This window comes from Microbacterium marinum (assembly GCF_014204835.1).
GTDB classification, from domain to species: domain Bacteria; phylum Actinomycetota; class Actinomycetes; order Actinomycetales; family Microbacteriaceae; genus Microbacterium; species Microbacterium marinum.
On record NZ_JACHMD010000001.1, the window covers coordinates 2,837,094 to 2,850,576 of the forward strand.

Sequence of the window (13,483 nt, forward strand, 5' to 3'; positions counted from 1 at the left end):
GGGCATGACCCTCCTCGACGGAATCACGTCCCGATTGATCGACACGGACCGCCTGAGCGTCAACATCCTCGAGCGCACCGGCGACAGCCCCGAAACCGCCGACGAATCGACGATCGTCTTCATCCACGGCAACGTCGCGTCGAGCCTGTTCTGGCAGGAGCTCATGCAGGATCTGCCTGCCGAGCTCCGCGTGCTGGCGGTCGACCTGCGCGGCTTCGGCGACACCGAGCACATGCCCGTGGACGCCACCCGCGGCGTCCGCGATTTCAGCGACGACCTGCACGCGACCCTGACCGAACTCGGCATCGAGTCGGCCCACCTCGTCGGCTGGAGCCTCGGCGGGGCCGTCATCATGCAGTACGCGCTCGAGCACCCGGTGCGCTCGCTCACCCTGCAGGCGCCCGCCTCCCCCTACGGCTTCGGCGGCACCCGCCGGGACGGCAGCCGCCTGACCGACGACGACGCGGGGTGCGGCGCGGGCGGCACCAACCCCGACTTCGTCGAACGGCTGAACCAGCGCGACGCGAGCGACGAGGCCCCCACGTCGCCGCGGAACATCTTCCGGAACGGCTTCGTCGCGCCGGGGTACACGACGGAGCACGAGGACATCTGGGTCGAGTCGATGCTCTCGACCTCCACGGCGACCGGCAACTTCCCGGGCGACTCTGCGGCGAGCGAGCACTGGCCCGGCTTCGCCCCGGGTCGGATCGGCGTCGGAAACACCCTCGCGCCGAAGTACTTCAACGTGTCGTCGATCGTCGACCTCGAGGAGAAGCCTCCGATCCTGTGGGTGCACGGCGACGCCGATGCGGTCGTCTCGGACGCATCGTTCTCCGACATCAACCATCTCGGCGCACTCGGCATCGTCCCGGACTGGCCCGGCGAGGAGATCGCACCGGCGCAGCCGATGGTGTCGCAGACGCGCGACGTGCTGCAGGCCTATGCGAACGCGGGCGGACAGGTGAGCGAGCTCGCGCTCGAGGGCGTCGGCCACGCACCCCACCTCGAGCGCCCCGTCGAGTTCCGTCGCGCGCTGCTCGAGCTGATCGGCTACATCGGCGCTCCGCAGCATCCAGCGCCGCCGACCGAGGCGATCATCCTCAGCTCCTCGGACTGACTCCGCTCAGGGGCGCCTGCGCGCCTCGAAGAATGAGGTGAGTCGTGCCGCGGCCTCTTCCGCTCGCAGTCCGCCCACGACTTCGGCGCGGTGCGGCAGACGGCGATCGCGCAGCAGGTCGTGCATCGACCCGGCGGCGCCGGCCTTCTCGTCCCACGCGCCGAACACGACGCGGCCCACCCGCGCCTGCAGGATCGCCCCCGCACACATGACGCACGGCTCGAGCGTCACGACGAGGGTGCAGTGCTCCAGGTTCCAGGATCCGAGAGCGGATGCCGCGGCCCGCAGCGCCACGATCTCGGCGTGCGCGAGCGGATCGCCGTCGCGCTCGCGGAGGTTCCGCCCCTCCCCGAGGACGGCACCGTCTTCGGCGATGACGACCGCCCCGACCGGGACGTCCGCGTGGTGCGCGGCCTCGTCGGCGAGCGCCAGCGCCCGCCGCATGGCCGCGTCGTCGGCGGGGCGGACAGGCAGACTCACGCCGTCAGCGTAGCCCGGGTAGCCTGGTCGCATGCGTGTGCACGTCGCCGACCACCCCCTCATCACCCACAAGCTGACGGTGCTGCGCGACAAGCGCACCTCGTCGCCGGTGTTCCGCCAGCTGACGGAAGAGCTCATCACCCTCCTCGCCTACGAGGCGACGCGGAACGTCCGCGTCGAGGAGATCGAGATCGACACCCCCGTGACCCGCACGACGGGCGTCAAGATCAGCGAGCCGCGTCCGCTCGTCGTCCCCATCCTCCGGGCCGGGCTGGGAATGCTCGAGGGGATGACGAAGCTCCTCCCCACCGCCGAGGTCGGCTTCCTCGGGATGGCCCGCAACGAGGAGACGTTCGAGCCCTACACCTACGCCGAGCGCCTGCCCGACGACCTCAGCGATCGTCAGTGCTTCGTCCTCGACCCGATGCTGGCGACCGGAGGCTCCCTCGGTGCGGCCATCGACTTCCTGTTCGCCCGCGGCGCGCAGGACGTCACCGCAGTCTGCATCCTCGCGGCTCCGGAAGGCCTCGCAGCGATCGAGAAGCAGGTCGGCGACCGCGACGTGACCCTCGTCCTCGGATCCCTCGACGAGCGCCTCAACGAGAAGGGCTACATCGTGCCCGGGCTCGGCGACGCGGGCGACCGCCTGTACGGCACCGTCTGACGCGACGCCGCGCGGCGCGGCATCCGTGCGGCGTGATCGATGGCAACGGATCCAACGGTCAGGCGGCGCCGACGAGCCGGGCGAACGCGCTGAGGCGGGCGACGCCTTCTGGGGTGCGTGGCAGGTCGTCGAGCAGCCCGGTGCTGTAGACGACGTACGCGGTGTGCATCGCGCGGCTCACCGCCACGTTGATCCGGTTCTGCAGCAGCAGGAACTCGAGCCCGCGCGGCGCATCGCGACCGGATGACGCCGCGAGCGACACGATCACGACCGCGGCTTCCTGGCCCTGGAAACGGTCGACCGTCCCGACGGGAGCGTCGGCGAAGCCGGCTGCGGCGAGGGCTTCCTCGACGAGCACCTGCTGCGCGTTGTACGGGGTCACCACGATGATGTCGCGGTCCTCGAGCGGCCGCACCCCCGTCCCGTCGTTCCACGCCCGGCCGCGCAGCCCGCGGACGAGTTCGACGACCCGCTCGGCCTCTTCGGGCGATTGCGTCGCATTTCGCGTGTGCGCCATCGGTACGGTGATGACCCCGGATGCCACGCCGTCGAGCGTCCGCACCGAGGTGTCGGGGTGTGCCGCGAGGCGTCCGGCGTACGACAGCTCGGAGACGGGTCCGGCGACTTCGGGACGCATCCGCCGGGTCTGCGCGAGGAAGTAACCGCGCTCCGGCGGGATCACCGAGGCACCGTCCATCACCCACCCGAGCGCCGACGTGTCGACCGGCTCGGGATGCGTGCCCTGACTCACCTGCGGGAGCTGCTGCGGGTCGCCGAGCAGGAGCACCCGTGAGGCTGCCATCGACACCGCGATGGTCGATGCGAGCGAGAACTGCCCGGCCTCGTCGATCACGAGCAGGTCGAGGCTGCGACGGCCGATCCGGCCGGCGTGAGTGAGGTCCCACGCGGTGCCGCCGACCACGAAACCCGCCTGCTGCTCGGCGATGTACGGTGCCATGCCGTTCTTCGCGATGACGGTGAACGACTCGGCGCCGGTCGCCGGGCCCTTCGGCGCCTTCGCGACCTGCGCCTTCGGCACACCGGCATCCACGATCCGATCGAGCATGTGCTCAACGACGTTGTGAGACTGCGCCACGACCCCGACCCGGAAGCCGCGCTCGCGGACGAGCCGCGCGACGACGTGCGAGCCGACATACGTCTTCCCCGTTCCCGGAGGCCCCTGCACCGACAGCGCGCTGTCCTGCAGCGCGACGAGGGCAGCGGCGATGTCGTCGATGTCGTCGCCCGTGCGCGGGAGCGCAGCACCACCGGCGAGACGCGGTGGCCGACGCAGCAGCAGGTCGCTCGCGGGGTCGGCCGGCAGATCGCCGCCCGCCGCGAGCACGGCGTCCGCCCACTCGTCGATCGCTGCCTGCTGGCTCCCGGCCATCGGCGGCGCCTGCGGCGTGAGCGCGACGGGCAGCTCCTGCCACGTGAACCCCTGGTACGCGTTCTCCTCGATCACCACGCCGTCGTCCAGCACGTCGACGACCTTCACCGTCCGCGCGGCGTGGATCCAGCGCGGGCTCGTCTCGATCGGGAACGGTGCCGGAACCTCGTAGACGGCGTACGGGCTCTGCCCCTCGACGAGCCGCGTCCCGGGGGCGAGGTCGCCGCGAATCTCGACGATGCGGCGGTGCACGCGGGCACCCTCGGGCAGGTGCCAGTCGGTGACGACACGGCAGCGGTCGCGGTCGACCACCACGACGTCGCGGGTGTCCTCCCAGACCGACACCGGCTCCCGAAGCCGCAGGAAGTGCGTCGCCCAGAAGGTCTTCGACTCGCGCGGGTAGTAGTCGATCGCCGCGGCTCCGAGCCGCAGCGCTTCGGCGGCGGTCTCGTCGCCCGCGTCGGCGGCGAGCCGTGACAGCGCCTCGGCGCGGTGCGACGGTTCGTAGACGACCTCCCCCGCGTCGGGCTCGCGCGACGGCACGAGATTCGCCTCCCGCGCGCGGTCGACGAGCCAGTCGCGCAGCCGCCGCGTCGACACGCAGTCGTACCGGTTGTAGTCGGCGAGATCGTCGAAGATCTCCTGCGCGGATGCCGCGTCGCCGGCATCCTGCAGGGTGCGGGCCTCCACGTAGCGGACGATCGAGTCGTCGCCGCGCTGCACGTCGCTCGTGCGCACCTCGTCACCCATGTAGAGCGGTTCGAGCTTCTTGATCGAGTACGACCGCGATCCGACCCGCAGCGCGCGCCGCACGATCGGGTACAGGTCGACGAAGACACCCTCGGCGAGCAGCCGGTCGACAGCCGCCTCGCCGACGCCGTGGCGCGCCGCCATCGCGAGCAGATGGGACGGCTCGTACGGTGCGTAGTGATAGATGTGCAGATCCGGGTGGGTCTGCCGACGCAAGGCGACGAAGTCGAGGAACTGCTCCAGCGCGGCCTTCTCCTCGGCGAACGAGTGCGCCCACAGCGCCGAATACTGCTCGTCGAGGTCGACCCATCCGAAGAGGTAGTCGATGCCCCAGTTCGTGACGCCGTTCGCGCCGGCACCCTCCGTGTAGAGCGGGTCGCCCTCGAAGTCGAAGAACAGGTCGCCACGCGACGGCCGCGGCAGTGCTCCGAGCGCCTTCGGGAAGACCACCTCGAAGGTCGGCACCGCGACCGGGACGCCGGATGCCACCGGCGCGACCCCGCCCGCCGGGCTCTCGAGCTGCAGTCGGGCTTGGGTGCGGAGGCCCGCGAAGGTGTCCCACGACATGCGCGGCGGCGCCTCGCGCGCGGCGGCGAGCGCGTCGATCGTGACGACACCGGCCGCCCGCAGCCGATCGCGCTGCACCGGCCGCATGCCGGCGACGAGGAGGAGGTCGCGCTGCGCGATGACCTCGAGGTCGCACGTGGCGCAGCGCCCACACGCGACGACGCGGAGTGCGCCGCGCTCGTCACCCCAGGCGAGCGAGGCGCCCGCCGCGCCCGCGGGGACATCGCGGTCGGCGATGAGTGCCCGAAGTCGATCGCGACGCAGCCCGAACACCGGCAGCAGGTCGCGCACGGCGTGCTCCGACACGGAGCCGTCGCCGAGGAGCAGCTGCACCCGGTCGGAGCGCGGGACGCCGAGTCGGTCGAGCTGATCGACGTATGCGGCCAGCTGCATGAGCGCGGTGACTCTCGCGCGGCGGGCGAGCTTGGTGTCCTGCACGATCCAGCTGCCGTCGTCATCGCGCACCAGGAAGTCGGCGAATCCCACGAACTCGTCGGTCGCGAACGCCGCCTGGTAGACGACGGCGACATCGGGGTCGGCGAGGGCCGCATCCGTGGCGGCGACCGCGGCGGCGAGGGCTGCGGCATCCGACGAACGCGTCTCGGGGATCTCCACGACCCGGCCGGGGAAGCGTGCGCGGTACTCCTCCAAGACCCGGAGTTCGTGCTGGGTGCCCAGGCGCCCCGCTCGAGCGAGGGTCAGGTCTTCGGGGTCATCGACCGCCGGAAGTCTGCCGAGCTTCGCGTCGATCGCTCGGAGCCACGCGAACTCGCACTCGGCTGCCGCCTTGAGGTCGCTCGCGCTCCAGACGATCCGGCCGTCGTCGTCGATGTATCGCATGTCACCCTTCCGCTCTAGACCCTAATCGCCGCCTCCGACACCCCCTTGCCCGCTCGACTCGGGCACCTGCGAGACTGGGGCGGTGAGCGAGGACCTGCCCTTCGAGAACCCGTACCGGCACGGCTATGCGCGCGTGGCGGCCTGCACCGTCCCAGTCGCGATCGCCGACCCGCTGAGCAACGCCGACGCCGTGCTCGCCGCCGCCGCCGAGTGCGACGCCGAGGGAGTCGCCGTCGCGGTGTTCCCCGAGCTCTGCCTCACCGGCTACGCGATCGAAGACCTCGTCATGCAGGACCCCGTCCTGGATGCCACGCTCACGGCCATCGAGCGGATCGTCGCGGCATCCGCCGACCTCGCCCCCGTCCTCGTCGTCGGTGCGCCCCTCCACGTCGAGTCCCGGCTCTACAACTGCGCCGTGGTGATCCATCGCGGGAGCATCCTCGGCGTCGCGCCGAAATCGCACCTGCCCACCTACCGGGAGTTCTACGAGGCGCGCTGGTATGCGCGCGGCGGTGACAACGCGCCCGACGCGATCGAGCTCCTCGGCACGCCCGTTCCGTTCGGTGCGAACCTGCTGTTCCGCGCGACGGACGTCCCGGGGCTCGTCGTCCACGCCGAGATCTGCGAAGACATGTGGGTGCCGGTGCCGCCGTCCTCCCGCGCAGCCCTCGCCGGCGCCACCGTGCTCCTCAACCTCTCCGGAAGCCCCATCACGATCGCGCGTGCCGAGGACCGCCGCGCCCTCGTCCAGTCCCAGTCTCAGCGCTGTCTCGCGGCGTACGTCTTCGCCGCCGCCGGTCAGGGCGAGTCCACGAACGACGTGTCGTGGGACGGGCAGACGATGATCTACGAGGGCGGCACCCTCCTTGCCGAGACGGAGCGCTTCCCCGACGGCCCGCGGATCGCCGTCGCCGACATCGACCTCGATCGGCTCCGACAGGACCGCCTCCGTCAGGGCACCTTCGACGACAACAGGCGTGAGGTGGGCACGTGGCCCGACGTGATCGAGTTCACCCTCGAGCCCGCGGCATCCGTCACCGGTCTTCGTCGCCCGCTCGACCGCTTCCCCTTCGTGCCCGACGACCCCGCCCGCCTCGACCTCGACTGCTACGAAGCGTTCAACATCCAGGTGTCGGGACTGGAGCAGCGTCTGCGCGCCATCGGGCAGCCGAAGCCCGTGATCGGCGTGTCCGGCGGACTCGACTCGACGCACGCGCTGCTGGTCGTCGCGCGGGCGATGGACCGGATGGGCCGCCCGCGCAGCGACATCCTCGCCTACACGATGCCCGGGTTCGCCACCGGCGACCACACCAAATCGAATGCCATCGCGCTGGCCGAGGCCATCGGCGCCACGATCGAGACGATCGACATCCGCCCGATGGCCACCGAGATCCTCAAGGGGATCGATCACCCCTTCGGTCGCGGCGAGCCCGTGTACGACGTCACGTTCGAGAACGTGCAGGCCGGTGCGCGCACCGACTTCCTGTTCCGGCTCGCGAACCAGCGTGGCGGCATCGTGATCGGCACGTCCGACCTGTCCGAGCTCGCCCTCGGATGGGCGACCTACGGCGTGGGCGACCACATGGCGCACTACGGGGTCAACGCCGGCGTCCCCAAGACCCTCATCCAGCACCTCATCCGCTGGGTCATCGCCCACAGCGACGAGTCGGGCACGACCCTCACCGATCGCGCCAAAGAGGTCCTCCAGGCCGTGCTCGACACCGAGATCAGCCCCGAGCTGGTGCCGGCCGGCGAAGACGGCGAGGTGCAGTCCACCGAAGCGACCATCGGACCCTACGCGCTGCACGACTTCACGCTCTTCCACGTGCTCCGCTACGGCCTGCGGCCGTCGAAGATCGCGTTCCTGGCCGAGCAGGCGTGGCACGATGCGGATGCGGGCGCGTGGCCGGCCGGTTTCCCGAGCGACGTTCGCTACGCCTACGACCGCGAGACCGTCGTGCGGTGGCTGCGAGTCTTCCTGCAGCGGTACTTCGGGTTCGCCCAGTTCAAGCGCAGCGCCGTCCCGAACGCGCCGAAGGTCTCCCCCGCCGGGTCGCTGTCGCCGCGTGGGGACTGGCGTGCCCCCTCGGACGGGAACGCCCGCGCGTGGCTCGCCGAGCTCGACGCGGCCCTCGCCGCGCCGGGAGCGGCGTCGGCCTAGCCGAACAGCCGTCGGCGCGGCGCCTCGGGAGCCGCGTGGGCGATCGTGACCACCCAGCCGTCCCGGGAGAGGTCGGTGACGGTGTAGACCGCGTCGCGGTCGGGGATCCAGCCGGTGTGGCGACCCGTCCCGAGCTTGACCCGCTCCGGCAGCACCCTCGTGCCGCGGCCGTCGGCTTCGAGGACGGCCTGGACCCGCGTCCAATGGTCCAGCAGATCGAGGACGTTCGACTCGTCGAAGAGGTGACTGTGCCGACGCATGATGGACAGCTCGCGGGCGTCGGGGGTGGCGTCGCGAAGATCGAGGCCGATGCGCACGTCGGGTTCGCACACGGCGACGACGGTCGCCGCACGGTGACTCGCGGTCATGATGGTGAGCGGCAGGTCGACGCCGTCGCGGGTGGCGATGAGACGGCGGTGGTAGCCGAATCCCCGCGGCGCCTCGCGGTCGACCCGCACCTCAGCGGGGTCGCATCCCAGCCGCGCGGCCACGAGTTCCCGGGCCAGCAGGCGCCGCCGGTCGTGCACGCTCGTCCGCGGGTCCCATCCGAGCCGGGCTGAGATGCCGTCCGGCGCCTGCAGGTCGACCGAGCTGAACGTCATGTCGTCTCCATCCCGCACGGACATCTCCGCGCCTTCCCATCCTGTCCGACCGGGGCGAGGTCGCGGCACCCCGCGGGCCGGGGGAAATCGACGGGTGGGACAATGGTGGGGTGAAGCTCCTGGTCGCTGCCCTCGAATCCGAACTCGTCGCGTTCCCCGCCGAACTCGAAGGGTTCGCGCGACTGGTGACCGGGCCGGGCAAGCTGCAGGCGACCTATGCGCTCACGCGTGCCCTCGATGCCGACGTGTATGACGAGATCCTGGTCGTCGGCACCGCCGGCGCAGTGGATGCCGCGACGGTGGGCGTGCACGATGTGACGGCCGCCATCCAGCACGATGTCTCCGACGTCGACGGCATCGCGGGTCAGCACGTGTCGCTTCCTCCGATCGTGACGATCGCGGGCCGCGAGGGGGCGACGATCGCGACCGGCGATCACTTCGTCGACGATGCCGCGACGGTGGCCGCGATCCGCGAGTTGGGCGGCTCGCTCGTCGATATGGAGACGTACGCCTACATCTGGGTGGCGCAGCAGTTCGGCATCCCGATCCGTGTGCTGAAGGCGGTCTCGGACAACGCGCAGGACGATGCGATCACCGACTGGCGCGCCGCCGTGGCCGCGTGCAGCGTGCAGTTGCGGCAGCGGGTCGGGGACCTCTACGACGTGTGAGGCGCCTCGCCGTCAGGCGTCGCGGTCAGGCCCCGCCCTCAGGCGTCGCGGCGGCGGAACACCCACCGCAGCAGCAGGAAGACGATCAGCGCGACGACGGCGACGACCGCGAGCTTCGCGATGAAGAAGACGGCCTTCAGCGCGATGTCGACGATGAACCACGCGATCACGATCGCCGCGATCACTCCGAGGATGGTCCACAGCAGGCCTCTGTTCATGCCCCCAGCCTACGGAATGTGGACGGCACGACGCCCTCGGCTCGAGAGCGGAGGGCGTCGTGGCTGACGACGTTCGTCAGTTCGACCCGGCGGACGCCACCGAGCCCGCACTCGCTGCCGAGACGGGGCTGGCGGGGGATGCGGCTGACGGCGGCGTCGCGGGGCTCGGCGCCGACACGGGCGACGCAGCCGAGACCGGCGACGCGACGGAGACTGGCGACGCGGCGGACACGGGCGACGCAGCCGAGACCGGCGACGCGGGCGTGGCCGGCGAGGCAGCCGAGACCGGCGACGCAGGCGTGGCCGGGGACACGGCGCTCGCCACAGGTGTGGGCGAGGGAGCCGAGACCACGGTGACCGCCGAGCCGGTGACGCTCAGCTGGATGGTGGGACGTTCGAGCAGGGTTCCGTTCTTTCCGGTGAGTCCACCACCGGGAATGGTCGTGCCGTCTGCGGCGCGCAGATCCATGGCTGCCGCGGCAGCGCCGGCGCCACCGGCGAGGATGCCGATCCCGACGATTCCGGTCACGCCGTATACGACCCATTTCTTATTCTTCATGATGTCTCCTCCGTGTGGGGGCCGCGATCGTACGACCGCGCTGCATTCAGCGTGCTCGGCGGTCGTAAGCCGCCTCGAAGGCGCCGATGAGAGGGACCTTAGGTTGGTCGACGTCCACCAGGAGCGTGCGCGCGACAGCGAGCAGACCGAACGCACGGTCGCCGTCACCCAGCTGGGTCGCGGCGAGAGCGTGGCCCAGCAGGTGCACCGCCGACAGTGCACCCGCGCGCGACTCGTGGCCCCACCGCTCCCATGCCGCGTCCGCCAATGCCCACACGTGACCGGCATCACGCAGGTGCGCGGTGAGGGTCGCGCTGGCGACGATGTGGCCGAGAAAGGCCGCGAGGTCGTCGACGGGGTCGCCCCGGCCGGCGGTGTCGACATCGATGAGCCCACTGATCCGTCCGGTGCCGGCTTCGAGGAAGAGCTGCCCGAGATGCAGGTCACCATGGATGACGACCCGCGCGGCATCCGGCGCATCGTCTCCGATCGACGCGGCGATCGAGACGATATCGTCCGCGTGCTCTGGAAGTGCCCGCACAAGCCGCTCGGCGTACCAGTCCCGCCGGGAGAGGAGGGAGGTGCGCGCCCTCCCGGGCAGCTCTGCGACGGCCAGTCGCTCACGGAGCTCATCAATCTGGTCGAGGAGCGCGAGCGGATGCCACGGGGCGTCGGTCGCGGCGATACCCTCGGCGCCATCGAGCACCAGCAGCCCCTCGGGTGACCACCCGCGAACGGCGGGCACGGGAAGGCCCGCTGTGCGGAGAGCGGCGTGCACCTCGACGATGCGCTCCACGCGCGACGGGCGGACCACCTTGACCCACGCATGGTCGCCCGCGGGCCCAGCGACCCGCAGAACTGCTCGACGGCCGGGGCGATACGCGATCATCTCCGGCGACCCCGTCGCCGCGATGCCGATGCGCGCGAGCAGTTCCTGCGCTGCATGCCCGAAGGCCGCGGGCACCAGCGCAGGCAGATGAGGATCGGCCGGATGCATCCAGACACGGGCGACACCCTCGAGCGCGAGCCCGGTTTCGGCGGCGACGTCGAGGAGCGAGGTGTCGACGTAGGCGATCGCCTCCGACTCTGCGGGAATCCGGTAGCCCGCCACGACGCCGCGACCCAGCGGCTCGCGGCTGATCACTGTGAGCGTGGTGGGGTCGAGGTCGAGCGCATCGCCGAGGAGGTCGGCTTCGCAATCGCGGACATCGGACACACCTCGATCCCACCACGCGCCGGGCAAGGGCGGTGTGAGACCTCTCTTAGACTCCACCGGGCGCGCGCCCGGACTCGTGATACTGAAGACATGGATCAGCCCGCACACCACCGCCGGCGCTTCGCCGTGTCGGTACGGACGCGCATCGTGACGGCGATCACGCTTGTCGCGGCCCTCGGGCTGGCGTCGGTGGGCATCACCGTGTTCTTCGTCGAGCGGGCCAACATCCTCCGCAACATCGACGATCGCCTGCACGACAACCTCGACTCCGCCCGCTTCATCGTCGAGAACGGGGCGGACGGCCGCGGTACCTGGGACGCCGCAGACTCCGCCCTCTACGACGTCGTGCAGCGGATGAGCCCCGATGACAATACGGGCGCGCTCGGCCTCATCGGCGGGCGCGCGGTGATGAAGCCGGGTATCCGACTCGATGTGGACCTGACGTCCGCGCCGGGGTTCGCAGCGGACGCCGCCGGGGCCGTCGCAGAAGGCGATCCCATCATCGGGTCGTATCTCGCGGACGGCGTCGCGTGGCGCTATCTGGCCGCCCCTATCGCGGTCGATGGCGCTACCGCCGCCGAAGAGACGGTGTTCGTCCTCGCCTACGACATCGACGCGGAACTGGCTGAGCTCGGTCATGCCGGCCAGGCCTACCTCTGGGCAGCCGGTGGCGCACTGCTGGTGGTCACCGCCGTCGCCTTCATCGTGTCGACCCGTCTCCTGCGCCCGCTGCGACGCATGCGTGAGACGGCCGAACGCGTGTCGGGCCAATCGCTCGATGAGCGGCTTCCCATCGACGGCCGCGACGATGTGGCCGATCTCGCCGAGACGATCAACGCCATGCTCGACCGCCTCGATGCGGCGCTCGACTCGCAGCGGCAGCTGCTGAACGACGTCGGACACGAACTGAAAACGCCGATCACGATCGTTCGCGGCAACCTGGAGGTCATGGATCCGAACGACCCCGCGGATGCCGTGTCCTCACGCGACCTCGCCGTCGACGAGCTCGATCGCATGGCAGGGCTCGTGCAGGACCTCGCGAGCGCGGCATCCCTGCATGGTCCCTCACCGATCAAGACGATGCCGGTGGACGCCGGGGACCTCGTGCAGCAGGTCGTTCGAAAGGCGTCGTCGCTCGCGGGAGCGTCGGTCATCCCTGGGAGTATCGCCGACGTCGTGATCGAAGCGGATGCCGATCGGTTGACGCAGGCGCTGCTGCAGCTGGCGCAGAACGCTGTGACGCACGGCCGCGGCGACATCGTGATCGGCAGCCGCGTCGTGCCGGGCGCCGTGGAATTCTGGGTCCGCGACCATGGCGCCGGTGTTCCCGACGAGGCGAAGCCGCTCGTGTTCGAACGGTTCCATCGAGGCGACGAGAACGGTGGCAGCGGCCTCGGGCTGAACATCGTGCAGGTCATCGCGCGTGCCCACGGTGGAAATGCGCGGGTCGCAGATGCGGCGGGAGGCGGTGCGGTCTTCCTCATCGCGATCCCGCACGAGGGCGCAGAACCCGTCCCGACCGACGCCGCGCTCCCCGCGGTGGCACCGGCGCCACCGCTCCCCCCGCTGGTCCGAGAGGATGCGTGACGTGGCCTCCGTGTTGATCGCCGAGGACGAAGCCCGGATCTCCGGGTTCGTCGAGAAGGGGCTGCGTGCCGCCGGTTTCGCGACGCGTATCGCCCCGGATGGCACGATGGCGCTTCACCTCGCGCAGACCGACGAGTTCGACCTCCTGGTCCTCGATGTGAACCTGCCCGGGATGGACGGCTTCGAGGTGCTCGAACAGCTCCGCGGGAGCGGGTCGCGAATGCCCGTCATCATGCTCACCGCGAGGGTCGATGTGAAGGACACCGTCGCGGGACTCGAGGGTGGTGCGGACGACTATCTCGGGAAGCCGTTCCGCTTCGACGAGCTGCTGGCCCGCATCCGTCTGCGGATGCGCAAGGACGACGACACCGGAGCGATGCCGACGTTGTCGCACCGTGATCTGACACTCGACATCCGCACGCGCGAGGCGCGCGTCGGCGACCGACGGGTGGAGCTGTCGGCGCGGGAGTTCGCCCTCGCCGAAGAGTTCGTCCGCAACCACGGCCAGGTGCTCAGCCGTGAGCAGCTGTTGAGTCGGGTCTGGGGTTACGATTTCGACCCCGGGTCCAACGTCGCCGATGTGTACGTGGGATACCTGCGTCAGAAGCTCGGGCAGGACCGCATCGAGACCGTGCGCGGCGTCGGGTACCGGCTGACCTGACGT

12 protein-coding genes are annotated in these 13,483 nt (G+C 70.7%); 6 read left to right on the plus strand and 6 right to left on the minus strand.

The window, feature by feature from the left end; translation table 11 throughout:
* The first annotated feature begins 4 nt into the window (after positions 1-4).
* On the plus strand, positions 5-1,117 hold the full coding sequence (locus BKA24_RS14000) for an alpha/beta fold hydrolase (protein WP_184219529.1): 1,113 nt from the start codon (positions 5-7) through the stop codon (positions 1,115-1,117).
* 6 nt (positions 1,118-1,123) lie between these two features.
* Here BKA24_RS14000 and tadA read toward each other — a convergent pair whose 3' ends face one another.
* Complete coding sequence (gene tadA / locus BKA24_RS14005) at positions 1,124-1,561, minus strand: tRNA adenosine(34) deaminase TadA (protein WP_184220828.1); 438 nt, start codon at positions 1,559-1,561, stop codon at positions 1,124-1,126.
* A gap of 67 nt (positions 1,562-1,628) precedes the next feature.
* On the opposite strand from tadA, the gene upp reads away from it, so the two are divergent.
* Positions 1,629-2,261 (plus strand): uracil phosphoribosyltransferase, encoded by a 633-nt coding sequence (gene upp / locus BKA24_RS14010; RefSeq protein ID WP_184219532.1) that lies wholly within the window; start codon positions 1,629-1,631, stop codon positions 2,259-2,261.
* A gap of 58 nt (positions 2,262-2,319) precedes the next feature.
* On the opposite strand, the gene BKA24_RS14015 is transcribed toward upp, so the two are convergent.
* Positions 2,320-5,808, minus strand: coding sequence for a TM0106 family RecB-like putative nuclease (locus BKA24_RS14015; protein WP_184219535.1), 3,489 nt, complete (start codon positions 5,806-5,808; stop codon positions 2,320-2,322).
* A gap of 82 nt (positions 5,809-5,890) precedes the next feature.
* Here BKA24_RS14015 and BKA24_RS14020 point away from each other — a divergent pair, with 82 nt between their 5' ends.
* Complete coding sequence (locus tag BKA24_RS14020) at positions 5,891-7,969, plus strand: NAD(+) synthase (RefSeq protein ID WP_184219538.1); 2,079 nt, start codon at positions 5,891-5,893, stop codon at positions 7,967-7,969.
* Here the strand turns inward: BKA24_RS14020 and BKA24_RS14025 are convergent.
* On the minus strand, positions 7,966-8,571 hold the full coding sequence (locus tag BKA24_RS14025; RefSeq protein ID WP_184219541.1) for a 4'-phosphopantetheinyl transferase family protein: 606 nt from the start codon (positions 8,569-8,571) through the stop codon (positions 7,966-7,968). The genes BKA24_RS14020 and BKA24_RS14025 overlap by 4 nt on opposite strands.
* A 110-nt stretch (positions 8,572-8,681) precedes the next feature.
* On the opposite strand from BKA24_RS14025, the gene BKA24_RS14030 reads away from it, so the two are divergent.
* On the plus strand, positions 8,682-9,239 hold the full coding sequence (locus tag BKA24_RS14030) for a phosphorylase family protein (protein ID WP_184219544.1): 558 nt from the start codon (positions 8,682-8,684) through the stop codon (positions 9,237-9,239).
* A 38-nt stretch (positions 9,240-9,277) separates the two neighbouring features.
* On the opposite strand, the gene BKA24_RS14035 is transcribed toward BKA24_RS14030, so the two are convergent.
* From BKA24_RS14035 to BKA24_RS14045, 3 genes are all read right to left on the minus strand, one after another.
* Complete coding sequence (locus tag BKA24_RS14035) at positions 9,278-9,457, minus strand: hypothetical protein (RefSeq protein ID WP_184219547.1); 180 nt, start codon at positions 9,455-9,457, stop codon at positions 9,278-9,280.
* 76 nt (positions 9,458-9,533) lie between these two features.
* Positions 9,534-10,016, minus strand: coding sequence for a hypothetical protein (locus BKA24_RS14040; protein WP_184219550.1), 483 nt, complete (start codon positions 10,014-10,016; stop codon positions 9,534-9,536).
* A gap of 46 nt (positions 10,017-10,062) precedes the next feature.
* On the minus strand, positions 10,063-11,232 hold the full coding sequence (locus BKA24_RS14045; RefSeq protein WP_184219553.1) for a phosphotransferase: 1,170 nt from the start codon (positions 11,230-11,232) through the stop codon (positions 10,063-10,065).
* A gap of 90 nt (positions 11,233-11,322) precedes the next feature.
* On the opposite strand from BKA24_RS14045, the gene BKA24_RS14050 reads away from it, so the two are divergent.
* Positions 11,323-12,819, plus strand: a complete 1,497-nt coding sequence (locus tag BKA24_RS14050; protein WP_184219556.1) for a sensor histidine kinase — start codon at positions 11,323-11,325, stop codon at positions 12,817-12,819.
* 1 nt (position 12,820) lies between these two features.
* A complete protein-coding gene (locus tag BKA24_RS14055; protein WP_184219559.1) occupies positions 12,821-13,480 on the plus strand; it encodes a response regulator in 660 nt (219 codons plus the stop codon).
* Positions 13,481-13,483: the final 3 nt, after the last annotated feature.